The sequence below is a fragment of the Shewanella sp. SP1S2-4 genome (assembly GCF_031932075.1).
Taxonomy (GTDB): Bacteria; Pseudomonadota; Gammaproteobacteria; order Enterobacterales; family Shewanellaceae; genus Shewanella; species Shewanella baltica.
In genome coordinates this window covers 23,521-48,542 of the sequence record NZ_JAUOET010000015.1, presented here as the reverse complement: position 1 = coordinate 48,542, position 25,022 = coordinate 23,521, and the positions used below count along the sequence as shown (strand labels likewise).

Genomic DNA, 25,022 nt, shown 5'->3' with positions numbered 1-25,022 from the left:
TTTGTTTTTGAATACTTAGTCTGCTTTATCGATTGTTTGGTCATTTGTCATTCATTGTTTACGCGAATACTGGATTTCAAGAGGATGTACCACTAAAATTTTCCTCGAAATACAGCGGTTTTAGTAATAAACTTCGCGCGATGATCCAGATCACATTAATTTATCTGAGATCGTTAAGCCGAAGCATCCAAATAATGAAAAAAGCGCTGCCATAGACGCTTAAGGAAACAGCAACATGGCCTTGAAAGATGCAATGCCTTCAGTACTACTTGAAAATGTAGTCAGTTTAATTCACGCTAAAGTCCCTAATTCACAAGCCAAGCAAGTTGAACAGTTCGCCACCTGCCTTTATGCCCACATGTCGAAAGACGATCTCAATGCGCGTAATGACAGTGATTTATACGGTGCGGTTCTCAGTTTATGGAACGCCCTGAACAAAACGCCAAAAGGTAACACTCACCTACGAGTGTTCAACCCTAGCCAGGCCAAACACGGCTGGCAATCTACCCACTCGATCATTGAAGTTATCCAACCTGACATGCCATTCTTGGTAGATTCAGTTGGTATGGCATTGAATCGTATGGGTATTACTGCTCACATGATGTTACACACTCCGCTGGCCATTGAGCGTTCAGATAGCGGTGTGACTAATGTCACTTATCTTAATCAGAGCCCAGAAAGCACTGAACATGTCGCCGTATTCTTGATTGAAATTGACCGTCAAAGCAGCACTGTTGATATCAAAGCATTAGAGCGCGAAATTCAGTCTGTGCTTGCCGATGTTGCTTCATCAGTCAATGACTGGGAAGCCATGTCTGCCAAGTTGGGTGAGATGATCAAGGAATTGCCAAAACGTCCGTTCCCGGGCGATAAGCAAGAGTTAGAAGAAGCGATTAACTTCCTGACTTACTTGAATAATCATCACTTTACGCTGTTAGGTTACCGCCAATACGATTTGAATCGTGTCGAAGGTGACGTTGAGTTAGTGCCTAATATCGCCTCTAGTTTAGGTTTGATGAACAAGCACACTAAAGCGCAACCTGAGCAAGGTTTGTTGCTATCTAGCTTCTCCGATAGCGCCCGCAAAGAAGCCTTAGATCACAGCTTGTTGATCCTCACTAAGAGCAGTGCCAAGAGCCGCGTACATCGCCCAGCGTATGTCGATTATATCGGCATCAAGCGTTTCGATAAGAAAGGCAATGTGGTTGGTGAAGATAGATTTATCGGTTTATATGCGTCAAACCTGTATAACCGCAGCCCACGTGAAATCCCACTGCTGAACGAAAAAGTGCAGCGTGTGTTAGATCGTTCAGGCTTAACCCCACGTTCACACGACTATAAAGCCCTGCTAAACATTCTTGAGAATTTACCTCGTGACGAGCTAATTCAAGCCAATGTTGATGATTTATCGCACATGGCCCATGGCGTGTTAGAAATGCAAGACAGAGACAAGCTGAAACTCTTTGTACGCAAAGATGGCTTTGGCCGTTTCTTATCCTGTTTAGTGTACGTTTCTAAGGATCGTTACAACACCAAACTCCGCCAAGATACTCAACGTATTCTGGCCCAGCATTTTAACAGCAAAGAAGATGTAGAGTTTACGACTTATTTCTCCGAGTCGACGCTAGCCCGCACTCACTACATAGTCAAAGTTGATAACAATAATATGGATGTAGATGTGGCTGCCATAGAGAACAACTTAATAGAAGCGGCTCGTTCGTGGGAAGATAAGTTAAGCACTGCGCTTAACAGTGCACTCGGTGAAGAAGCCGGCACTCATCTGACTAAGCGTTATTTCAATGCGTTTGAACAAAGCTATAAAGAAGATGTATTACCAAGCTCTGCCGTCGTTGACATGCAACAGCTCGAAGCACTGGATGACGAACACAAGCTCGGCATGTTGTTCTATCAACCGCAAGAAGCTGCACTGAACGACAACAAAGTGCGTTTAAAGTTATTCCATAAAGATGAGCCAATTCATCTTTCTGACGTGCTGCCAATGCTTGAAAACTTTGGTCTGCGCGTGATCAACGAGCGTCCATATGAAGTCACGACCTCAGACGGTTCTACCTTCTGGATCTTAGACTTCTTGATGACAGTTAAAGTCGTCAACACAGACAATATCGCCGATAGCCAAGATAGATTCCAAACTGCACTGTCACAAGTGTGGCAAAAGAAGTTAGAAGATGACGGTTTCAACCGTATTATTCTGGCGTCAGGCTTAACGGGCCGTGAAGTCTCGGTACTGCGCGCGTATGCCAAATACATGCGTCAAATCGATGCGACGTTCAGTCAGTCTTATATCGAAGAAACCTTCGGTCGTTACCCACAAATCGCTGATTTGTTGGTGAAGATGTTCATCCGTAAATTTAACCCTAAACTGAAAACCCGTACTCTGGGCAAGTTTATGGAACAGATCAATTTACGTTTAGACGAAGTGTCTAGCTTAGATGATGACCGTATTATTCGTCGTTATTTAGACTTGATTAACGCTACTTTGCGTACCAACTTCTACCAACAGGATGCTAAAGGCGAATCTAAGAGTTATATCTCGTTTAAATTCATGCCTTCACTGATCCCTGAAATGCCACGCCCACTGCCGAAATTCGAGATCTTCGTTTATTCGCCACGGGTTGAAGGTGTGCATTTACGTTACGGTAAAGTGGCCCGTGGTGGTCTGCGTTGGTCAGATCGTCGTGAAGACTTCCGTACCGAAGTATTAGGTCTGGTAAAAGCACAGCAAGTGAAAAACACTGTGATCGTGCCTGTGGGTGCTAAAGGTGGCTTTGTTTGTAAACAATTGCCAACCGAAGGCGGCCGTGAAGCTTTCTTCACCGAAGGTCAAGAATGCTACCGCATCTTTATCCGTGCCTTGCTCGATATTACCGATAACATTTTGAACGGTGAAATCGTCCATCCATTGGATGTGGTTCGTCACGATGAAGATGACCCATATTTAGTGGTTGCAGCCGATAAAGGCACTGCGACATTCTCTGATATCGCAAACTCGATTTCTCTTGAATACAACTTCTGGCTCGGTGATGCATTCGCATCAGGTGGCAGTAACGGTTATGACCATAAGAAAATGGGTATCACGGCCAAAGGCGGCTGGGAATCTGTTAAGCGTCATTTCCGCGAAGTCGGTATTGATTGCCAAACCACAGACTTTACCTGTTTAGGTATAGGTGACATGGCGGGCGACGTATTCGGTAACGGTATGTTGTTGTCTAAGCACACTAAACTGGTTGCAGCCTTTAACCACATGCATATCTTTATCGATCCAAATCCGGATACGGCATTAAGTTATGATGAACGGGCGCGTTTATTCGCTCTGCCACGTTCAAGCTGGGAAGATTACAACAGCAAGTTGATTTCTAAAGGTGGCGGTATTTTCCTACGTTCATCTAAATCCATTCCATTATCGGCAGAAATTAAGCAAATGTTGGCCACAGAGAAAACCTCTATGACCCCAACTGAGCTGATGAAAGAACTGCTGAAAATGCCAGTGGATTTGATCTGGAACGGCGGTATCGGTACCTATGTGAAATCTGCACGCGAAACCCATGCTGAAGTCGGCGATCGTGCTAACGATGCATTGCGTGTCAACGGTGGCGAACTGCGCGCTAAGATAGTCGGCGAGGGCGGTAACTTAGGTTGTACTCAGTTAGGTCGTATCGAATATGCGTCTAACGGCGGCCGTATCAACACTGACTTCGTGGATAACGTTGGTGGTGTGGACTGTTCAGATAACGAAGTGAACATCAAGATTTTGCTGAACGCTATGGTAACTGAAGGTGAACTGACGTTAAAACAACGTAACCGTTTACTGGAAGAAATGACTGAAGAAGTCGGCCACATCGTACTGCAAGACTGTAAAGATCAAACGCGTACTATCTCTGTGACTCAAGTGCGTGGTGCTGAGCAGTTAAAAGAGCAGATCCGCTTTATCCAGTATCTGGAAAAAGAAGGCAAGTTAGACAGAGCCTTAGAGTTCTTACCGTCTGACGACGAATTGGCTGAACGTTTAGCCAGTGGTCGTGCGTTAACACGTCCTGAGCTATCAGTACTGGTTGCCTATGCGAAGATGGTGCTGAAAGAGCAATTAGTGACCCCAGAAATCACTGAAGATACGCTGTTAAGCCAATTGCTTATTGCCTATTTCCCGAAAAAACTTCAGGAAAAATACAGCGACAAAATGGCAACCCATCCACTGCGTGGCGAAATCATTGCGACCTCACTCGCCAATGAACTCGTTAACGACATGGGCTTGAATTTTGTTCAACGTATGCAAGATGAGACAGGTGCCTCAGTTGCTGACGCGGCAATTTGCTACACTATGGCCCGCGAAGTATTTGGTTTAGCTGAATTAACTAAATCGATCACTGACTTAAACGGCATAGTTCCTGCTGTGGTTCAAGGTGAAATGCTGCATCAGTTACGCCGCAATATGCGTCGTGCTAGCCGCTGGTTCCTCCGTCACCGTAACCGCACTGGTAGCATCGAACAGACAGTTGCTTTCTTCAAACCTGTATTTGAACAAATTAAAGATAATGTTCATTTATATCTGGTTGAAGAAGAAGCTAAAGGTATCCAATCTGAGATCAATGCTTTGGTCAAAGAAAACGTACCACAAGCTGTGGCAACCATTGTGGCTAACATGAGCACCTTGTTCTCTGCCTTAGACATTGCCCAAATTGCCCAAACAGAAGATAAGACAGTTGCGCTAGTGGCTGAAACTTACTTCAAACTCGGCGCCCGCGTTGAGCTGCACTGGTTCTTAGAACAGATCAGTGCTCAACCTGTGGCTAACCATTGGCAAGCACTGGCTCGTGCCGCCTTTAGGGAAGAGTTGGATTGGCAACAACGTGCATTAAGTTCAGTGGTACTAAGAACCTGCAGTGCAACCTGTGATGCCGAAAGCGTGATTTCTCAGTGGATTGAGATCAATCAAGGCTTATTGGAAAGATGGTTCCACATGCTAGCTGACTTCAAAACGTCGCAAAGCCATGAGTTTGCTAAGTTCTCTGTCGCCCTACGTGAACTTAACCTTCTGATCCTTCACTGCGAAGGCCAAAAGTAAACTTATTATAACAATCAGAAGCCCTGGCGATCGCCGGGGCTTTTTTTAGGTCGAGGAAAGTACATGTTTTATAAAATCGCACAGAAAGTCATGTTTCAGATGGATCCTGAGCGAGCTCACCATCTTGCTATAGGTAGTCTAAAAATCACCGCCAATAGCCCGTTAACGTGCCTGTATGGACAAACGATTGCACCGGCCCCCGTGAGCGTTATGGGACTGACTTTTCCTAACCCAGTGGGACTCGCTGCGGGTATGGACAAGGACGGCGAATCGATTGATGCCTTTCATGCGATGGGATTTGGTCATGTTGAAGTGGGCACTGTGACCCCAAGACCACAACCTGGTAATGATTTACCCCGCCTATTTAGATTAAAGCCTGCTAAAGGCATTATTAATCGCATGGGGTTTAATAATAAAGGTGTCGATAATCTGGTCAAAAATTTGATCGCTAAAAAGACCGACATTATGGTTGGTGTCAATATTGGTAAAAATAAAGACACCCCAGTAGAACAAGGTAAAGACGATTATTTGATCTGTATGGATAAAGTTTATCTCCATGCGGCTTATATTGCGGTTAATATTTCATCACCCAATACCCCAGGATTGCGATCGCTACAATATGGCGATCTATTAGATGAGTTATTGAGCGCAATTAAAACTAAGCAACTTGAGCTGGCCGAAAAGCATAAAAAATACGTGCCCATCGCGCTTAAAATTGCCCCAGATTTAACCATCGAAGAAATTGAAAATATCGCGCAAGCTTTGATTAAAAACAAATTTGATGGCGCAATTGCGACTAATACTACCTTAACGCGTGATGGTGTTAGCGGTCTTGCTAATGCCAATGAAAGTGGCGGCTTAAGCGGCAAACCGTTGACAGAACTGTCTACCAAAGTGATCAAGCAGTTAGCGATATGTTTGAAAGGGCAGATCCCGATCATCGGCGTGGGCGGCATCAATAGTGCCGAAGATGCCTTGGCCAAATTTGATGCGGGCGCCGTTATGGTGCAGATTTATTCGGGTTTTATTTATCAAGGTCCGAAGTTAATTAAAGAAATTGTGAATGCATACCGCTTAAAATAATGATCTTAAGATCAATATAACGATCTAAAATAAGATCTTATTCTTTAACGGCGATCTAAAAGGATCCCTAGATCGCTGTTAAGATCCTATATTAGATCGACTAAGTAACTGTTAAATAATTTGTATTTTATTATTTTTATTTTGATATTGGATAAAATATCTACTATTATGTCCCAGTGTTCAAATATTGGGTCACCGTTATGTTATTAATGCCACAAAAAGATTGGCAATGGAAATATAACGATTCGTATGGTGTTTTAGGCGTATCGTTAGGTTCCGAGATAGAATTTCTGACGTCTTATAAAGCAAAATTACTCATTCCTGATGCCTTATCAAGCATGGAATTTAATATTGCGCACGCAAAATTCTATATGAGCTTACTCGATAGATTGCCTAAAACCCTGTCTTTGTCCGATGCCGCTATTGTTCAAATTGCCCTTAATGCCACCGCAGCCCATTTTATGCTGACACCGCAAATGCCAAAATCATGGTTTTTTGATACCAGTGATGTCTGTGTTTACAGCGATGTGGGTAAAGTCTTTGAGCTTAAATGCCAAAAGCAAAGAGTACTCGCCCTCGTGGTTGAAAATACCCTACAGTCCGCGTTAGTGATGTTATTGTCACCTGAATGTGTTTTGTCGGGTGCGAAAACCATGGTGCAGTTTGAAACCATCAAAGTGATGCATAATCGCTTACACCCACTGCGTGCGCAGCGCCACGTGGTCGCGGCATAACGGGGTTGTAGATCAAATAGTCATTGTTGATTTTTAATATCAACCATTAGGCATCAATTACTATTGTTTTTGATATCCATCACTAGCTGATTATTTGCTCAAATCCCTATGGCGCTGATGTGCTATCGATAGTATTTCCCCTAAGAAAATCCTTTTCTATCTCCATATTAATTTTCAACTCCTTGCTATTAAATGCCACTGAATGTTAGCTCGTGAGCCTTGCTACTCTTAATTCGGATTTTCTTTTTGTATAAAGCACTCTTTATCATACCAAGTAGGTTTGCCATGGCGTTCACTCGACGACTCGCAGCCAGTCCGTCCTTGGATGCTCGACCGCCCCATCCATGGGGCGGACGGTCGTCTCGCCAACCACCATGGCGTACCTTTTTGGCATTTGCGTAGTCTGTTGATTTGAAAGATTAGAGATTACATTTAACGGTGATTTACTTTGATTTTTTAGTGTTGTATGTGGAGCGCTAAAAGCCAAGAGAGTTATGGGTGTCAGGTCTTTTGATAACTTATTTTTTTGATAGCTTGAGATAATAGGTTTGAAAAACGTGTATGTCATTTTTGCTGATGGCATATCTAAACAAAAGCTGGCAAGTTCCTTTTATTACAGATAGTTAATCATGCGCGTTTTTACTGGTTTAATGAGGTAAACAGCGCAGCGCATAAATACTAAGACGTTATGTTTCTAGGCAGTTTCGCGAGTCAAATTAAATAAGGATCTAAAATGAGTAACCCTTACGAATCAAATTATGGTTATGAGAAATCACGACATACTCAAGAGTGTCACTGTGGGGCAGTGTTTGAAGTTGTGGCGCCCGGTCAAAAAGGGCACGAAGAGCCTGAAGAGTATTACTGTCCAGAATGTATGTGTGAATACCGAACACGCGCATCTAACTCCCCAGAAGTTACCCTAATTTCTCCAAGAACGGACGGTAAAACTGGCTATTGTAAAAAGTGATCCTAATTTGTCTTTACTTAAAACATAACAAAGCCAAGCACAATAGCCCAATGCAAAAAAACGCATTGGGCTGGACCTCGCTGTCGCTCGGCCCGTGTTGGCGGCGTTATAAATTCGGAGAAAATTCGTGGAAAATTTAGGCCCTTTTGCAGTTAGTATCATTGGCTCTATATCTACCGTGAGCATATTGGGTCTAATCGGTTATATTTCCCGCAACTGGATTATTGAAAGATTAAAGGCTTCTATCAAGCATGAATATGATCTAAAAATGCTAGAAGTGGAGAGTCAGAGGGAAGTGCGGCTTAAAGGTGAAGTAGTCGCAGAATTACTAGCCGAATGGATAAAGAAAAACGGAAAGCTTGATTACCACCAATTAAACCGGTTGTCGTTTCAAGCTTATCTTTGGCTTCCGAAAGAGTTAGCTGAAGACTTATCAAATTCTTTAGTTCACCAGAAAGGCTCAAAGGATGTTCGCTCTCTTTTGAAAGAGATCCGAACATACCTTCAAGGTGAAGATGATGGGCTTGCTTCTAAGCATGTAATTGTTTTTGATGAGCCTGATGTCCATAGCTCAACATTTTCTAGCAGTCAGGTTGCAAGTGAAGCAAGAGTAAAGCCGAAGCCGAGAAAGTGAGCGATTTATAACAAATAAGGATAGGTCGCGCGTAGCGGCGACCTTATCCCAAGTGTTGAACAAGCCCGAATTTAATAAGACACCCATTGTTAAATTTGGTTACCAGTATACGCAGGGGTTGATGAGATTAAGCACAATCACGTAAATGATCGTTCGTGACAGGGATATGATGGTCGAGCTTTTAGGTATGCTTTTTACTAGGAAATAGGACGGCGTGTCACTGCAATGAGTGTGCATAATCAAACTCCATCAACAAAAACGCCTGCAATTGCAGGCGTTTTGTTTATGTCTATTCGTTTTGCTTTTATGCGCTAGTGCGCTTTAAAAGCGGATTATTTTTTAATCCATTTGCCTTTGGCATCTTGCACATAGTTGCCTTTATCTGTGGCGGCTATGGCTTTTTCGCCGGCGAGCTTAGCGACGTCGGCAGGGGAGAGTTTGTTCTTCTTAGCGATGGTTTCGTAGTGGGCGCGACGTTTGTTATTTACGTCGTCCATCACGGCTTTGGCTTCGGGATTGGCTTGCACTAATCCTAAGTAGCCGTTGGCTTGTTCGCCTAAATAGCCCTGTGATTTAGCGTCTTGAAGTGACATGGCAAAAGCACTGAGGCTTAAGAAGCTGAGGGTTAATAGCAATAATAACTTTGTTTTGAGTCGGATTGATTTCATGGTGATTCCTCAATTCTTATTAAATTAGAACAGCTTATCGTCTGACAGGAGTTGGTCTAATTCCTTATCCACTTTGATCCGTATCTCATGTTCAATTTTCACATTGAGATTGATCACGATAGGTTTATCCGGCGGTTCTATTTTTACTGTGGGCGCACAGCCCTGCAATGCGGCGAGTGCGAACAATGCGACAAGCGCGCTTCGGGCACCTAGGCTAACTTGCTGTAATTGAATTATCTTCACTGAGGTTTCCTTGTTACTTCACTGATTTTTCGATTCTGTCCTGCAAGTCATTACCAATTTGCAGACTTCTAAATAATTGCAGCATGTTCTCTTCATGAGAGTAATTCAAGTGAATAGGACGTTCAACCCCTTGGCTGCGGCCTTTCACTTCGACGAGTAGCTTAGCATCACCGGCTTGGTCCATGTCAAAGCTGCTTGATAATTGACTGTATTGTAAGTGTTCTAGCGTCGAAAAGACAAAATCTAGGTATGGCTGAGATTGGCGCATCTGTTCAACCGCCGGATTACCCGAAATGGCGATTAAGCCGCCGGGGGCGCGGGCGGCGAGTTGACCGCCTGTGATCGACACTTTGCCGTTGATTAAATCGACGGGTAATACGCCATCAAATATGCCATCGGCATAGACGCCAATTTGCGGTTGAATGCGCAGAACCTCTTCCAGACTCATGGCCTGCAGCAGCAGATACGCATGGGATTTATCCTGCAATTTCAGATTAAATTCTGGTAGCAGGAACTGGCCGCTGAGTACTTTACCTTTGGCGGTCATGGAAACATCGGTGTCACTTAAGCCTGTGAGTTGTTGTATCCAATTGTCGGGCAGTTTCTCGGCATCTTTACCAAGGGCGATATCGGCTTCCACTTCGATATCGGTCAGTGGAAAGCCAGGATCAAACAGGTTAAAGGTCATCAGTGTCTGCGGACAATTGAGCTTACTGAGACTGCTAAAATAGCCTTTATCCTGCGGTTTTTTATGAGATTGGCCCCAAGTAAACTCACATTGCGCCTGCAGTTTCCCTCCCTCAAAGGTGGTGTCCTTATAAAAACCTTCAAGTTCGGTCATCGACTGAGTAATTTGCATGGCAAATTGGGTCTGATTGCGCTGTTGGGTTAAATTAAACTGTGCCTGTAATTGGTTATGACCCGTGACATTAAGCTCAGCAGGCAAGGGCTGGGTTTGATTGAGCAAGGACAATGCCTCGGTCATGCTGGTGTCGACAACCCATTGACCCGTCAGCACTAGAGGTTTGCTCGCGGTGGCAAGGTTCAGCTTGTGTTGGCTTTGCAGCTTAACCGTGCCCACTTGCCAGTGCTCATCACCAAAGAGCGTATTATTTTTCCAATCTAAGCTTTGTGCCAGCGTTAACTTGTCTAGCTTGAGTACGGTTTCTTTACGGCTTCGACCTTTGCTGCTGAGCTGTTTTTCGATATTGAGCTGATTGGCTTGCCATTCGAGTTGATTTTGCCAAGTGGCTGTGAGCAGCGAGTCGAGTGGGGCTTCGACCTCGGGCTTAAACTCAAATGACATGGCTTTTTGGAATGCAATCGAGAAACTGCCCGCGCTCATATCGGTTTTAGTTGTGATGCTCGTGTTTGTGCTTTTGTCAGCGCTAGCTTCTGTCACTTTCGTTTCAACAGCAGTTGTTTCAGCCTTTTTTGTATCAACAGCTGCTGTTTCACTAACAACCGTCTGTGTGGTTTGCGAAAAATGCAGCTGCTCCAGTGCCAAGTTCAAAGGCGGTAAGGCCAGTGTTAATTGGTTTGCAGTATCGGACGCGGGCACTGAAGTTTGTGCTGAGCTGGTATTTGAGTTGCGTTGTGAGCTTACGGTAAGCGGTGCAAGGGCGTTTATTGTGATACTGCCAAGGCTCACATCGGCATGTTTAGCCGCATTGTTATCTTGAGCGCTGAGCTGTTTAAGCTCGCCCACAGTGAACTGCAGCGTGTCGCCGGCATTTTGCTGTGTTTGGGTGGCAGCGCCGATAGGCGTCGTAATGAATTGCCATTCGGTTGAGCTTGGTGTCTGATTAAGGCTCAATTTGCCCGCAGTGGTTAACTGGCTGCTATTCCAGCTGAGATCTTGGGGCGTATTCGCCCACAATTCAGATAATTGCAGTGAGCTGGTTTGTTTAGCGTTAAGGCGCCAATCTGTTTTGAATGACAGCGTTTCGGCGGACTTGACCACTTCAACATTGGCCAAATCGATTTGAGTATCGAGTTTACTGCCTAAGGTTTTTAGTTGAATTCGGGGAAGCTTGAAGCTAAGCGGCTTATTATCAAGCGGCTTATTATCAAGCGGCTCATTCTTAAGCGGTTGACTCTGTGCATCTTGCTGGATTTGAGTCAGCGGATAATGCAGGGCTTCACTTAATGTCAGCGCGATTCCCACTGGTGCCTCTGTGCTTTTGAGCCCTGACAGTAGCTTCGCGATTTGACTCGCTGTCTGATTTTCAACTTGATTAGACACTTGCTCCGAAGCGGGCTTGGCTGCCGAGTTGGATGGAGGCTGAGTTAAAGGTTTAGCCAGCGTCTTATCGAGCAGCTGCATCAATCGCTGTTGCTGCGCGGCATTTGGCGTCAAGGCTAAGGTCAAGGGTTCAAGGCTTAGGTCAAGTTCGGCTAAATGTCCGGCAATCTTAAATGCTAACGTAGGTTTTGACCCAAGCTCGGGTTTTGGCGCAAGTTCTAACGCCGCCAACTGATTAAAGGTCAGCTTAGGATCAATTAGCTGGTGCTGGCTGATAAGTTCGCCCGAGGTCAATGTGATACGACTGTCGGACACTAATTGACCTTGTAGATCAATCGCTAATGCTTGCCACTCTTTATCAAGTTCCGTTAACGGACTCAGCACACTGTCTTGCGCTTGCCTCAGGCTGATTTGATGCAAGCTTGTAAGCAGCGGCGCGAGTGCAATCTGACTTGCCAGTTGCCACTGTTGGGCTGCGAGTGTGGCTTTGAGTTTGGCGATGCTTTCACCTTCGTGGCTAAACTCGCTGTTGATTTCCCCCGCGCCGTTAAGGCTCAACTTGTCCATCACCAAACGATAGGCGGGTAAATCATTGTGGGTGTCGAGTTGGTGAGCTTTGAGAATAAGGCTGGTTTTGCCGATATCGATGAGGGGTAATGATTTGATATCTAAGGCTAAGGCGGGGCCTTGTTCATCGATGGCATTTCGATTAGGTAAAAATAGCGATTGCCCTAACTCGACTTCAATATCACCCGTCGTGATTTGGGTGATTTTTTGAGTGAGGTAAGCGATTTGGCTGAACTGTTTCAGCTCAGCAAAGCTCTGCGGCCAATCAAGTTTTAGCTGAATATTCAGGTTATTCAGCCTGATATGGCTGTCATGCACCCTAAGGTTGGCAGAAGTAATGCGCCAATGTTCTAACTGACTTTTCCCTAATTCAATGTTAATCAGTTCGCTGTCCATGCCTACGAGAGCAAAGTTTGCCGCCTGCATGATCAGTTTTTCTGCCTGAGAATTCACAATCCACACAGTTAACGCCACGCCCGCCAAGATGCCCGTTAAGCTGGTCGCCAATAAGGTCTTTTTCAGTGGGAATTTACGGCGGCTTTGTGTTGCTACAGTGGCATACGTTCCAGAACCTGCAGCACCAGTGTGAGGGCCAGCGGATGTCTCCGTTGCCTCGTGTTGAGGTGCCTTGCTATCAGAGACACTGCTACGGCTTGGCTTGTTGTGGATTGGCATTGGGTTCGACTTCTTTCCTTATTCACTGAGCCCTGATCAAACTTGTGCCTTAGCATTGCACAAATACAATCACGCCTGCTGTGCATCGGTATCTTGCTGAGGTACTTTTTTAGCAACTGACTTTAGCAACTGACATTAGTAACCGTCTTTAGTCACTGACTCTAGGATCCGTCTTCTTCGCCGCTGTCGCCGCTGTCGCCGCTGTCGCCGCTGTCGCCGCTGTCGCCGCTGTCGCAGCGTGCACGAGCATCAGAGGCAGTTTAACACTCAAGGGCTTAGCTGACTAATGTGAAAGGATCATCGAATAGACAAGAGCCCGCTGTCAATAGTTGAAGCTTTACAGGCTCTTGTACCTAATCTGTTATTCGAGCTAGCGAATAGGGCTAACTAACTTTTGGTTAGTGAATTGGAGCTAGCTAAACATCTGCGCGCCAATCACCACGATTCCGCAAAGTGTGGCGAGCAGTAGGGCAAACTTACCGCCCGCGACCCGATATCCCGTCGGCAGATTGGCAGCATCTCGCATCTTGCGCTGTGTCCACACCATGGCCACGGGTAAAAAGATGGCGAGGATCACCAGTGCAATCGCCGCGTAGCCCAGGGCTGTGATAAAACCTTGTGGGTAGAAAAGCGCAAAACCTAAGGGCGGCAAAAAGGTGATGGCAGCGGTCAGACTACGGCCAGAAAAGTTATCCTCTCGCCTTAAGGTCGAGGCTATAAAATCAAACAAGCCTAAACTCACCCCTAAAAACGAAGTCGCAAGGGCGAGATCGGCAAACAAACTGATCGCGCTGCTTAAGTATTCGCTGTGCAGTACGCTTGCCAGTTGATTGATAAAGCTCGATAAACTTTGGTTTTCGAGCAATTGGCTTTGGCTCAATACGCCTTGGCTACCTACTTGCCACAAAAGATAAATGACCAGTGGTAAAGCGGAGCCGAGTAGCATGATCCTGCGCAGGGCTTTGACTTCAACGCCTAAGTAGCGCACCACTGATGGAATCGAGCCGTGGAAACCAAAGGAAGTAAAAATCACCGGAATAGCCGTAATAATCAAACCTTGGTTGAGCGGAAGTTCAAGCAAATGTGGGCTTTCTACCTGCGGCAGTAACAAGGCCAACATAAGCAGTAATGCCAATAGCTTAAGGGCAAACAAACCGCGGTTGATAAGGTCCACACAGTGAGTTCCCATGCCCACAATCGCCCCAATCAGCAGGGTAAACAGGATGGCGCCCGCCTGTGGTGGCAAACTTAGCCCTAGCCAAGTGCTCAGCTTTTGGTTCACTTGCTCACCGCCACCGGCAATGTAGGCGGCGCAAAGGGCGTACAGTAAAAACATCAAGGCGCTATTGGCGATCAACTGGCCCTTACGACCCAATAAGCGTTGCGCCAAGTGATTTAGGCTGGCATCGCTGGGGGCGAATTGATGGATTTCCACCATAAGCAGTGCCGTGTAGGCCATTAGCGCCCACAGGATCAACATGATGGCGGAGGACGTGCCAAAACCAAGTCCCGCCGATGCGATAGGCAAAGCCAGCATACCCGCGCCAATTGTGGTGCCTGCGATAAGCAGCAAACTGCCGAAAATTTTATTCTGTGTCATAACATAATCTCAAAAGCGTGTCGGATGAAAAAGAGCTAAAGATTTGATCCGAAAGTCACTGTCTTAAAATATTTTGATGCGATTCAATGTGAAACGATTCAAACACAAAATGATTTAAGCAAATGAGACAGTGGCGCTCAGCGGATCCGAAAGGATATGGCCACAATGGAAGGTCAGGCGAGGGAGCCTATCTATGCCATTGCGGCTACAGATAGGGAGTATAAAATGCTGTGAAACACATAAAACTTGCCTTAGCGTGTGTTGAGTAAAAACGGATAAGTGTTTTTATGCCTTGCCTTAATAACCTAACGGCAACGGAGGCTACCTTAGGGAATTGAGGTGTACTTGTCAACCATTACAGCAGTATTTTGTTTGTTTTTTGTCATGTGACTAAGCTGGAAGACATGCCTAACTCACGCTGAGTTTATGGTCAACGAGAGGAAGGAAAGAGGAGTTAGCTCGATTTATGGCAAGATAAAAAATGCCGCAGACTTGGCTTAGGTGTGCGGCATTTCAAGATGTAAGCGACCAGCGTGATATCAGAGCCAGTGAGCAGATTATGCTTTGCTCTGCAGTGCCTTTTGATGTCTTGCCAGCAAGTTTGCTGTGATGTCACTGAGGCTTAAGTCTTGATCTTCAAGCAATACCAGCAAGTGATAGATAAGATCTGAGGCTTCGTTAACCAGCTCTTCTTTATCGTGGGTCGCAGCGGCAAGGGCGGTTTCAAGACCTTCTTCCCCGACCTTTTGGGCGATACGTTTAGTGCCGCGCGCAAACAAAGACGCCGTGTAGCTGGAATCGGCACTTTGCCCTTTACGCGAGGTGATTAAGCTGGCTAGGTTGTTCAAAAATGGGTGCGCATTGTCATCTAACCAGCAACTTTCGGTGCCTTTGTGGCAGGTTGGGCCGTTGGGGATCACTTGCACTAACAGGCTGTCGTTATCGCAGTCCTTATCGATAGCCACCAACTTTAGCGTATTGCCCGAGGTTTCACCCTTAGTCCACAAGCGCTGTTTTGAGCGGCTGAAAAAGGTCACATCACCTGTGCTTAAGGTTTTTTCCAGCGCGGCCTTATCCATGTAACCGAGCATTAATACCTTGCCCGATAAGTGATTTTGGATCACGGCAGGAATAAGCCCATCCTGTTTGTCCCAATCCAGCTCGCTAAAATCCGCTTTAGTGTTTGTTTGCGTTGACATAGTGTTCACTCTTAATTTGTTTGTAGAACCTAGAACCTAGAACCTAGAACCGCTCTAGCGTCTAATCGCGATCCCTTCGGCCGCTAAATAGGCTTTTAATTCACCAATGTTGATAATCGCCTTGTGGAATACGCTCGCTGCCAGCGCCGCATCGACCTTGGCTTCAATAAATACATCGCGGAAATGCGCCATAGTCCCAGCGCCGCCCGAGGCAATTAACGGCACGTCGCAGATGGCGCGAACAAGACTTAACTGCTTGATATCGTAACCGCCGCGCACGCCGTCTTGGTTCATCACATTGAGCACGATTTCACCACAACCTCGTTTTTGCACTTCTTCAACCCAGTCTTGGGTAAACCATTGGGTATCTTTAGTCGCCGCTTCATCGCCGGTAAATTGCTTTACCTTATAGCTGTTGCTGGTGGCATCGAAAAAGGAGTCGATGCCAATCACGATACACTGGCGGCCGAACTCGTCCTGCAGGCGTGAGATCAAACTCGGATCGGTTAAGGCGGGCGAGTTAATTGAAATCTTATCCGCCCCAAAGGCTAATAATTCTCGGGCTTGGCTAATTGTTTTAATGCCACCTGCCACGCAGAAGGGAATATCAATCTGCTCGGCCACGCGGCTCACCCAAGATTTATCGACCACACGTTCGTGGGCGCTGGCGGTAATGTCATAAAACACCAGCTCATCGGCGCCTTCTTCGGCATAACGCGCGGCTAAGGGCACGATATCACCGACAATTTCGTGGTTACGAAACTGTACGCCTTTCACTACTTTACCGTCTTTGACATCTAAACAGGGGACTAGTCGTTTGGCCAGCATTGGATTGCCTCCACCACGTTAAACTGATTGATAAGCAAGGCTTTGCCTATAATGATGCCCGCCGCGCCGCTATCACGCACGGCGGCAACATCCTCAAGGGTTGCAATACCGCCGGAGGCTTGCCAAGCGATATCGGGATAACTCGCGGCAATTTCTTGATAAAGCGCGGTATTCGCGCCCGTTAAGGTGCCGTCACGGCTAATATCAGTTACTAGCGCATGCTTTAAGCCGACCGCGCTAAAGGTTTCTACGAGGGATTCTAAACTCTTACCGCCGCCACTTTGCCAACCGGATACGGCGACAATTTTCTCGCCGCTTTGGTTGATATTGACATCGAGTGCGAGGCAAATCGCTTCGCTGCCGTATTTGATAAACCATTGTTTGACTAACTCAGGTTCTTTCACCGCCAGTGAGCCAATCACCACACGTTTTACGCCGATATTTAATAATTCAGTGACTTGCTCTTCCGTGCGAATGCCGCCGCCCACTTGAATATTAGCGTTTAGTCCCGCCACGAGTTGACTGATAAGGAGAGTTTGGCGTTTAGCGGGATCTTTCGCGCCTGTTAAATCAACGATATGCAACCACTTCGCGCCTTGAGCCTCATAGGATTGCAGCTGCGCCAAAGGACTTAAATCAAAGGTGGTCTGCTGGCCGTAATCACCTTGATAGAGGCGGACGACATTGCCATCAATTAAATCAATTGCAGGAATAATCATAAGCTTAAATCCTTGGTTGATTTGTTTGTAAGTGATTTATTAATAAATGGTTTTTTGATGAGTAATTTATTCATTGGTCAGCCTTATTTACACCCGCTTGGCCATCAGCAGAGTTGCTTCGCAGCGCTTTGTTCATCAGAGCTTCGTTCATCTGTAACTCGTCCATCTGTAAAAAGTTACGCAGAATTTGCGCGCCCACGGCGGCACTTTTTTCGGGGTGGAACTGTACGCCCATAAAGTTGCCTTTGCCGATGGCGGCGCTAAAGCCTTCACCATAGGTACATTCGGCTAAGGTAAATTCGCTCAACGGCGCGCGGTAACTGTGGACGAAATATACATAACTGCCATCTTCAATACCCGCAAACAGCGGGTGAACGTTAGGGCTGTTGGCGCCTTGTGAGTTTGTCGTGAGCTTAAGTTGGTTCCAGCCCATGTGCGGCAAAGGTAGGCTTTCAGCTTTGAGTAACTGCGTATCCAGCTCACAAATGTCGGTTGGGATTATGCCTAAGCACTCACAATCTTGACCTTTGCCGCCGCGCTCCTTAGAAATTGCCGCCAACATTTGCATGCCAAGACATACGCCCAACACAGGTTGAGTCAGGCCTTGGATGAGTTCGACCAAGCCTTTTTCATGTAAGGACGCCATGGCGGCACCCGCTGTGCCCACACCCGGCAGCACCACACGTTTTGCCGCTTTGATTTTGGCTTTATCGTCTGTGACCAATACCTTAGCGCCTAAACGCTCGAAGGCGAAACGTACTGAGCTTAAATTGGCGCAGCCCGTGTCTATGATGACGGTTTCAGCATCTGATGATTCATTTGCTGTTAATTGCGGGCTAGCTGTTAATTGCTGGCCAGCTGTTAATAGAGTGTCTTGTTGCATCCTAACCTCTTAAACGATTTATGCTGATGCCTTAAAGTACGCCTTTGCTCGATGGCAGAATATCGCCTTCAACTTTAACTGCTTGGCGTAGCGCGCGGCCGAGCACTTTAAACAGGGCTTCAACCTTGTGGTGATCGTTATCGCCTTCGGTCGACACATGCAGCGTACAGCGCAGGCCATCGGCAAAGGAGCGGAAGAAGTGTGGCACCATTTCTGTGGCCATTTCGCCTACGTGCTCACGTTCAAAATCGGCCGAGAATTTGATAAAAGGACGGCCAGAGATATCCAGCAGACATTCGCCCTTGGCTTCGTCCATCGGCAGACTAAAGCCGAAACGGGCAATGCCGCGTTTGTCACCGAGCGCTTGGCGAAGGGCATCACCTATGGCTAGCGCAGTGTCTTCGACGCTGTGGTGATCGTCGATTTCTAAATCGCCATCGACTTTCACATCCATTCTAAAATTACCGTGGGTGGCAATTTGATCGAGCATGTGGTCGAAAAAGCCAATGCCTGTATCAATTTTACCTTTGACTGAACTGTCGAGATCCACAGTCACACGAATATCGGTTTCTTTGGTGGTACGCACGACCGTTGCGGTGCGGCCTTTATTGAGCAGCGCATCGGCGATGGCGTTCCAGCCCAACGTGTCGCGTTGATATTTCAGGCTTTTAATGCCCATGGTATTGCCCAGTTCCACATCGGTTTCGCGATCACCAATCACAGCTGATTGGGTGAAATCGATGCAGCCTTGGGTGAGATAGTCTTTTACTAGCCCAAGCTTAGGTTTACGGCAGCTGCAATTTTCATCGTTAAAGTGCGGGCAAATCACCACATCTTCGAAGTTCACCCCTTGGCTTTTGAGGATTTGCATCATCATATTGTGGGGCGCGTCGAAATCTTCCTGCGGGAAAGACGGTGTGCCAAGGCCGTCTTGATTGCTGACCATGACTAAACGAAATCCTGCCTTTTGCAGACGTAGCAAAGCGGGGATCACCTGTGGCTCAAACACTAATTTAGCCAGACTATCGACCTGTTTGTCGGTGACGGGTTCTTCAATCAAGGTGCCATCGCGGTCGATAAACAGAATTTTTTGTGCAACGTTCGGGATAAATTGTGGGTTCATGGCTCTACCTTCAAATTCAATTCGTTTAGCTAATGCTTAACCTGATTTACCTTCAGTGCTGCATTCGCTTTTTATTGGTTTTATTAGTTTTTATGTTCAGTTACTTATTATTCGTTTCTGGTGATTGCTCAGTGCGTTGCGATTCAAATAAATTCACTAACACATCGGTATCCGCCTTTGAACTGAAGCTAAAGCGGATAGCCTTGGCAAGCCTTGGATCTTTGTAGGCGCGAGCGACAACACCGCTGCCTTGCAGTAACGCCGCGACCTTGGCGACATCATCAAATTCAGCCAGCACATAATTGCCGTTAGGCTTAAGCACGCGGGCTCGAGAATCTGAGCTATTCGATTTTGAACAATAAGCGCTGATCGCCGCTGTGAGTCTGGCGCCTTGCTTATTTAATTGTGCAACTTGCACTTTCATCCGCGCAATGCCAGCGCTTGATAGCGCCTGTGTGGCGACTTCACTCACGGGCAGCGGCACAGGATAGGGCGCAATCACGCGCATAATGATTTCGACTACGGCCTCGTTTGCCAGCATAAAACCACAGCGTGCGCCGGCGAGTGCGAAGGCTTTTGACAGGGTGCGCAGTACCACCAGATTCGGATAGCTTTCCAGCAAATCCGCCACGCTGTATTCGGGGCAAAACTCAATATAGGCCTCATCGATGACCACAAGCGAATCGGGCAGGGCTTTGATTGCTTGCTCGATAATGGCTTTGTCGATCACTGTGCCAGTCGGGTTATTGGGATTGCAGATAAACACCAGTTTTGCGCCGCGAACGTCCACGGCATAGCTTGACGGCAAGCCATATTCCGCGCTGAGATTTAATGCTTTAACGTCCACATTAAAGGTGTTCGCACTGATGGCATACATGCCGTACGTCGGGCCAAAGCAGGCGATGCTGTCGACGCCTGGAATACAAAAGGCGCGAATTAACAGTTCAATCGCTTCATCGGCGCCGCGGCTGGCGACTATCTTACTGGCGCTTACGCCACTGTATTCGCTGTAGGCATTGATAAGCTGCGGCGGTTGGCATTCTGGGTAACGATTCAATTTTGATAAATCGAGTGCTGCCGTATCGACATTATTGAAGGGGGATTCGTTGGCATTGATCCAAATATCACCACGACCGCCCAGCCTGCGGGCACTCTGGTAGGGCGTTAAATCCAGTAACTCAGGGCGCGCTAGGCGCTCTGCTAAATTTAGCGACGCCGATTGCGCTAACGTTGATGGTGCTAACATCGATGCTAATGCTGCGGGTTCTGCTGTTTTTTCCATGCTGCTCACTTGGCTCATTTTCTTCACTCAGCTCTATTTTCAATCACTTAAGCGCTAATCATTTAAGATCTAGGCGGATCATTTCTCTAGGCTAGCTAGACGAATGGCTACGGCATTTTTGTGCGCATCGAGCAATTCGTTACTGGCTAACGTCATGACCGCTTGCCCCAATCCGATTAAGCCCTTAGCGCTGAGTTCCTGCACGGTAAAGCGGCGGCTAAAATCGGCTAATGACAGGCTCGACACGGCGCGGCTGTAACCGTAAGTCGGCAGCACGTGGTTGGTGCCACTGGCATAATCGCCAACTGATTCAGGTGTATAAGCGCCTAAAAACACTGAGCCAGCGGCGCGAATGTTTTTCAATACCTCACGTGGAAAGCGCGTTTGAATGATCAAGTGCTCAGGCCCATATTGATTAGAAACCTGCGCGGCTTGCAGCATATCGTCCACAACAAAGGTGCGACTGCTGAGGAGCGCCGTTGTAGCTATATCACAACGCGGCAGGACGGCGAGTTGTCTTGTCAGCGCGTCATTGACGCCGTCCGCGATAGCTTGCGAATCCGTCACTAAAATCACTTGTGAATCAGGGCCGTGCTCCGCTTGCGAAAGTAAATCGGCGGCGATAAATTCGCAATTGGCGTCACTATCGGCAATCACTAACACCTCAGAAGGACCTGCCGGCATATCGATACACACAGTGCAGCGACCATCCTGTGACACTAAGCGCTTAGCTTCAGTCACATAGCGGTTACCAGGACCAAAAATCTTATCAACTGCCGGAATCGTTTCCGTGCCAAAGGCCAGTGCCGCAATGGCCTGCGCGCCGCCCACTTGATAGATTTCAGTGATCCCGCAGGCATTGGCGGCATAGATAATGGCATCGTTGATCGGCGGTGGACTGACCAATACTCTTTGTTCGCAGCCGGCGATCTTGGCGGGCAGGGCAAGCATCATCACGGTAGAAATTAATGGCGCGCTACCACCGGGGATATATAAACCGACTTTTTCAATTGGTTCGCTACGTAGCTCACAGCGTACTCCCGCCTCGGTTTCCATATCAATTGGGCGAAATTGCTGGGCGCTGTGAAACACATCTATGTTCGCCATGGCTTTGGATATCGCAGCTTTCAGCTCTGGCGATACCCGTGCGCTTGCCGCAGCAATCTCGGCTTCACCCATGCGCAGCTCGCCACTTCCTTGTCCATTTACAGCTATGGTCGCGCTATTGAAGCCATCAAACTTTTGATTAAATTCGGTAATGGCGGCATCACCCCGCGTTGCCACCGCATCGAGAATGGCACGAACGCTTTGCTCTAAGCCGCTGTCACCAATTAAGGGCGAGCGTTTCAGCGCCGTTTTCTGCTCGGCGGTTGATAAGGTTGACCAAGTTAGGATTTCCATACATTACCCCATCATTTTTTCGATTGGCATCACCAGAATCGAGCTGGCACCGAGTGCGGTCAGCTGTTCCATGGTATCCCAGAACAAATCTTCGGTACTGACGGCGTGGATAGCGACGCGGTTAGTATCATCATTTAATGGTAATACGGTGGGGTTTTCAGCACCGGGCAGCAGGGCGACGATTTGGTCTAAGGTTTCAGTTGGCGCGTGCAGCAGGATGTATTTGCTCTCACGGGCGCGGATAACGCCATTGACGCGGGACAGAATTTTGTCGATGAGTGCTTGTTTAGTCGGCGTTTGGGTTTGGGTCGACTGAATGATGCAGGCCATAGAGCGGTAAATCACTTCGGTTTCGTATAAACCGTTGGCCTCTAAGGTGGCGCCCGTCGACACGAGATCACAAATCCCATCGGCAAGGCCGGCACGTGGGGCGACTTCAACCGAGCCTTTTAACATACAGTCGCGATAAGTTATGCCTTTTTGTTGCATAAAACGGCGCAGCAGGTTCGGGTAAGACGTGGCGATGCGCAGTCCTTCTAACGAGGAGGCATCGGCGTAACTGAATTCTGTCGGTACGGCTAACGAGAGGCGACATGAGCCGAAATCTAACTGACGCAGTTTGAGGCAATCTGCGGGCTTGTTCAGTGTTTGACGCTCAATTTGTTCCTCTTCGAGCACGTTTTCACCTATGATCCCCATATCAACCACACCATCCATCACAAGTCCTGGGATATCATCATCACGAACGCGCAGTAAATCGATAGGCATATTGTCAGCATGAGCGATAAGACGTTGTTCATTAATGGAAAATTTAACACCGCAGCTTTTTAGAAGTTGCTGAGAGTCAGTAGAAAGACGACCAGATTTTTGGATGGCGATGCGTAAACGGTTCGATTCAGTCATAGTGTTATCTCGCTCAAAAGTATCAAAATTAAAAGATTCAAAAGTGTGTTGTTTAATCGGTTTAATACGCCTGCCGTTCAATGGGCTCTAGCTAAGATCTCTAGTTAAGTGCTCTAGCTAACGTATTGATAATTTATAAAATATCTAAAATTTCTTATTAAATTAAAATCAAAATTAAAACCAAAATTAACGTCTAAAAGCAAAAACCCCCGGAATTCCTTCCAGGGGTTTTTGATTATCTTGAATCAGTCCGCCAGAAGGATATAGTCCTCCGGCAGTGAGCGTCCGAAGGCTACCGCATATGGTGGTGATGGTGGTGGATAGCGTTCAGTAGTGGGCTCATTTTACTCTCTCGGTATTTAACGTTATTGGCCCAACTGTTCGAAATAAAGTGCAGTCGAAAAACAGTGTAGCCTTGAATGCGTTGTTACGGACGTCTATCCGTATAAGTGGATTTAAACTAACCGCTTTTAAGAGCCTTTGCAACAGCCAATTTGAATTAAATGAGAATATTTATGCGTTTTTGTGAAAGGCAGAGGGTTATCGCTAAATAAAGCGATTGAGTCTATTTGTTGGCGGAATGTTTAAAGTGGGCCGAAATGTGTTGGTAAGTCGTGCCGAACTAGTATCAGCGTAATCTGTTCCAATGACCGAGAAAGTCGTGAAGTCAATGTGTATGTAATCATTAAGCACAGTCATTCCAGTGACACGCCGTGAATATATCCATATATGCCGCCGTTGAGCCTTCAGCGACGAGTTTATGGCGAGTCACTGGGGAAACAATGGCAATTAATGCTGCGCGTACTCAAGTATCTTGTTTTGGGAGCTTTGTATCAAAACTGACGACCCATAATGAACAACTTTAAATGGCGGCTCATGTATGGCGTGGTAAGATTTCCAAGCCACCCATGATGCGAAACATAACCTACAACACCTAAGTCGCATTTACCAAAGGTATTTTACAGAGGTTGAAAGTCACATTTCCGAGGAATTTTTGGTCGTTTTGTATTAATTTGCCGATAGTTAGCTGAAATTGGATGGATTAAGTTCGAGCCATATTCTCCACTGCGGTGGATTAATCAATTTGCACACTAACTTATCTCTGCTTCGGTCAGCTTGCCATTAAATGCTGGCAGCTGTGTCGATAGTGCCTTCGTCGCTTTTCAAGGTGTTCGCAGTAACAAGTAAGTTCTTGCAAAGTACCCACAGGACCTTTAAATAGCTGTCCGAAATGGTGAGTGAGCTTAAGCCAATGCTCAGGCGGAATATTAAGGCGACTCAGTAAGCTAGCACTGCTCGAACTGATACTCCCACGTTTATCATCGCTAATAATTCTGCCGGTATCGTCGACAAGTTGTAGATACTCTTGTAAATCAAAGTGCAGCCCTTTAGGCATATTGTCCAGCTCATTACCGATAAAAGGTAATAATGTTTGAGGTTGTTTGCCTGCTAGTGCCGCACGGATACGCCGTTGAATACTGGTGAAATCCGAGGTTTCTGGTGTTGTGGCCAGTTGAGCGCGGATAGGGTTGAGGTCAACATAGGTCATACATGCGAGTACTGCCGTCTCATCGAGTAGGGCTTGGGATTTAAAACGGCCCTCCCAGAAACGTCCAGTGCAGTTATCCTCTTGATTTGCCTTACGGGCGATAGGTTCATTTAACGCTCGCATAAACCAAGAGATATCACTTAAGCGACTGCGGTATAGGGCGATATGGTGTTTAAGGTTAGCCACGTCATGGGCTTCAACAACGTGCCCTTTGACAAATTGTTGTGTTAATTCAGTGCCTTTAAATACTTGATGCCAATGCTCAAGCACTTCTCTATCACTCCATTGATTGGCTTGGAAAATATCCACACAAAGTACCAAGTGCAGATGGTTGCTCATCACTGCATATGCTGCAACATCAATAGCAAAAACCTGAGCCAGTTTAAGTAATTGCTGCTCTACCCACTCACGTCTGTGGTCGTAATTTTTACCAGAGAAAAGGTCTTCACCACATAAATAGGCACGTCTGACTACCCGACTACAGCAGTGATAAAAAGGCGTATCTTCCAAACTGACTTGAGTTCTCCTTGGCTGTGGCATCATCACACTCCTTGTGCGGGGAAACAGACACTAAGCCTAGTTGCTAAATTGGTGACTCACCAAGAAGCACCATCAAATTCACAATAATTAACAATGGGT

Annotated in this window: 18 protein-coding genes and 1 other annotated feature; of the genes, 4 read left to right on the top strand and 14 right to left on the bottom strand. The window is 46.7% G+C overall.

Annotation, left to right across the window (positions count from 1 at the left end; genetic code table 11):
* Nucleotides 1–235 precede the first annotated feature (235 nt).
* The 4 genes from Q4Q52_RS14275 to Q4Q52_RS14260 all read left to right on the top strand — a co-directional run bounded on the left by Q4Q52_RS14275 (nt 236) and on the right by Q4Q52_RS14260 (nt 8,498).
* A complete protein-coding gene (locus Q4Q52_RS14275) occupies nt 236–5,080 on the top strand; it encodes an NAD-glutamate dehydrogenase (protein ID WP_011846980.1) in 4,845 nt (1,614 codons plus the stop codon).
* A gap of 63 nt (nt 5,081–5,143) precedes the next feature.
* Nucleotides 5,144–6,163: a quinone-dependent dihydroorotate dehydrogenase gene (gene pyrD, locus Q4Q52_RS14270; RefSeq protein ID WP_311990913.1), complete on the top strand. Its 1,020-nt coding sequence runs from the start codon at nt 5,144–5,146 to the stop codon at nt 6,161–6,163.
* A gap of 200 nt (nt 6,164–6,363) precedes the next feature.
* Nucleotides 6,364–6,897, top strand: coding sequence for a cell division protein ZapC (locus Q4Q52_RS14265; protein ID WP_006081901.1), 534 nt, complete (start codon nt 6,364–6,366; stop codon nt 6,895–6,897).
* 1,094 nt (nt 6,898–7,991) lie between these two features.
* Nucleotides 7,992–8,498, top strand: a complete 507-nt coding sequence (locus Q4Q52_RS14260; RefSeq protein WP_311990912.1) for a hypothetical protein — start codon at nt 7,992–7,994, stop codon at nt 8,496–8,498.
* 332 nt (nt 8,499–8,830) lie between these two features.
* Here Q4Q52_RS14260 and Q4Q52_RS14255 read toward each other — a convergent pair whose 3' ends face one another.
* The 14 genes from Q4Q52_RS14255 to Q4Q52_RS14190 all read right to left on the bottom strand — a co-directional run bounded on the left by Q4Q52_RS14255 (nt 8,831) and on the right by Q4Q52_RS14190 (nt 24,923).
* Entirely contained in the window at nt 8,831–9,166 is a 336-nt protein-coding gene (locus tag Q4Q52_RS14255) for a YdbL family protein (protein WP_259562897.1), read from the bottom strand.
* 24 nt (nt 9,167–9,190) lie between these two features.
* A complete protein-coding gene (locus Q4Q52_RS14250) occupies nt 9,191–9,409 on the bottom strand; it encodes a YnbE family lipoprotein (protein WP_006081898.1) in 219 nt (72 codons plus the stop codon).
* Nucleotides 9,410–9,422: 13 nt separating this feature from the next.
* The gene (locus tag Q4Q52_RS14245; RefSeq protein ID WP_311990911.1) at nt 9,423–12,896 is read right to left on the bottom strand and encodes a YdbH domain-containing protein; all 3,474 of its coding nucleotides are present in this window, start codon (nt 12,894–12,896) and stop codon (nt 9,423–9,425) included.
* A 148-nt stretch (nt 12,897–13,044) separates the two neighbouring features.
* A complete protein-coding gene (locus Q4Q52_RS14240) occupies nt 13,045–13,167 on the bottom strand; it encodes a hypothetical protein (protein WP_311990910.1) in 123 nt (40 codons plus the stop codon).
* Between the two features lie 141 nt (nt 13,168–13,308).
* On the bottom strand, nt 13,309–14,496 hold the full coding sequence (locus tag Q4Q52_RS14235; RefSeq protein WP_311990909.1) for an aromatic amino acid transport family protein: 1,188 nt from the start codon (nt 14,494–14,496) through the stop codon (nt 13,309–13,311).
* Nucleotides 14,497–15,053: 557 nt separating this feature from the next.
* A complete protein-coding gene (hisIE, locus tag Q4Q52_RS14230) occupies nt 15,054–15,695 on the bottom strand; it encodes a bifunctional phosphoribosyl-AMP cyclohydrolase/phosphoribosyl-ATP diphosphatase HisIE (RefSeq protein ID WP_311990908.1) in 642 nt (213 codons plus the stop codon).
* Between the two features lie 54 nt (nt 15,696–15,749).
* Nucleotides 15,750–16,523 (bottom strand): imidazole glycerol phosphate synthase subunit HisF, encoded by a 774-nt coding sequence (gene hisF, locus Q4Q52_RS14225; RefSeq protein WP_006081894.1) that lies wholly within the window; start codon nt 16,521–16,523, stop codon nt 15,750–15,752.
* The gene (hisA, locus tag Q4Q52_RS14220) at nt 16,505–17,242 is read right to left on the bottom strand and encodes a 1-(5-phosphoribosyl)-5-[(5-phosphoribosylamino)methylideneamino]imidazole-4-carboxamide isomerase (protein ID WP_311990907.1); all 738 of its coding nucleotides are present in this window, start codon (nt 17,240–17,242) and stop codon (nt 16,505–16,507) included. The genes hisF and hisA overlap by 19 nt, the downstream gene beginning before the upstream one ends.
* Nucleotides 17,243–17,312: 70 nt before the next feature.
* Entirely contained in the window at nt 17,313–18,125 is an 813-nt protein-coding gene (gene hisH, locus Q4Q52_RS14215) for an imidazole glycerol phosphate synthase subunit HisH (RefSeq protein WP_259522645.1), read from the bottom strand.
* Between the two features lie 31 nt (nt 18,126–18,156).
* Entirely contained in the window at nt 18,157–19,248 is a 1,092-nt protein-coding gene (gene hisB, locus Q4Q52_RS14210; protein WP_311990906.1) for a bifunctional histidinol-phosphatase/imidazoleglycerol-phosphate dehydratase HisB, read from the bottom strand.
* Between the two features lie 100 nt (nt 19,249–19,348).
* On the bottom strand, nt 19,349–20,548 hold the full coding sequence (hisC, locus tag Q4Q52_RS14205) for a histidinol-phosphate transaminase (protein ID WP_311990905.1): 1,200 nt from the start codon (nt 20,546–20,548) through the stop codon (nt 19,349–19,351).
* A gap of 60 nt (nt 20,549–20,608) precedes the next feature.
* Nucleotides 20,609–21,931 carry a histidinol dehydrogenase gene (gene hisD, locus Q4Q52_RS14200; protein ID WP_311990904.1) on the bottom strand — a complete coding sequence of 441 codons (1,323 nt, stop codon included), beginning with the start codon at nt 21,929–21,931 and terminating at the stop codon, nt 20,609–20,611.
* A gap of 3 nt (nt 21,932–21,934) precedes the next feature.
* Nucleotides 21,935–22,834, bottom strand: a complete 900-nt coding sequence (gene hisG / locus Q4Q52_RS14195) for an ATP phosphoribosyltransferase (RefSeq protein WP_006086295.1) — start codon at nt 22,832–22,834, stop codon at nt 21,935–21,937.
* 197 nt (nt 22,835–23,031) lie between these two features.
* Nucleotides 23,032–23,151 (bottom strand) — a sequence feature (His leader region).
* Nucleotides 23,152–23,945: 794 nt separating this feature from the next.
* Complete coding sequence (locus tag Q4Q52_RS14190; RefSeq protein WP_311990935.1) at nt 23,946–24,923, bottom strand: transposase; 978 nt, start codon at nt 24,921–24,923, stop codon at nt 23,946–23,948.
* Nucleotides 24,924–25,022: the final 99 nt, after the last annotated feature.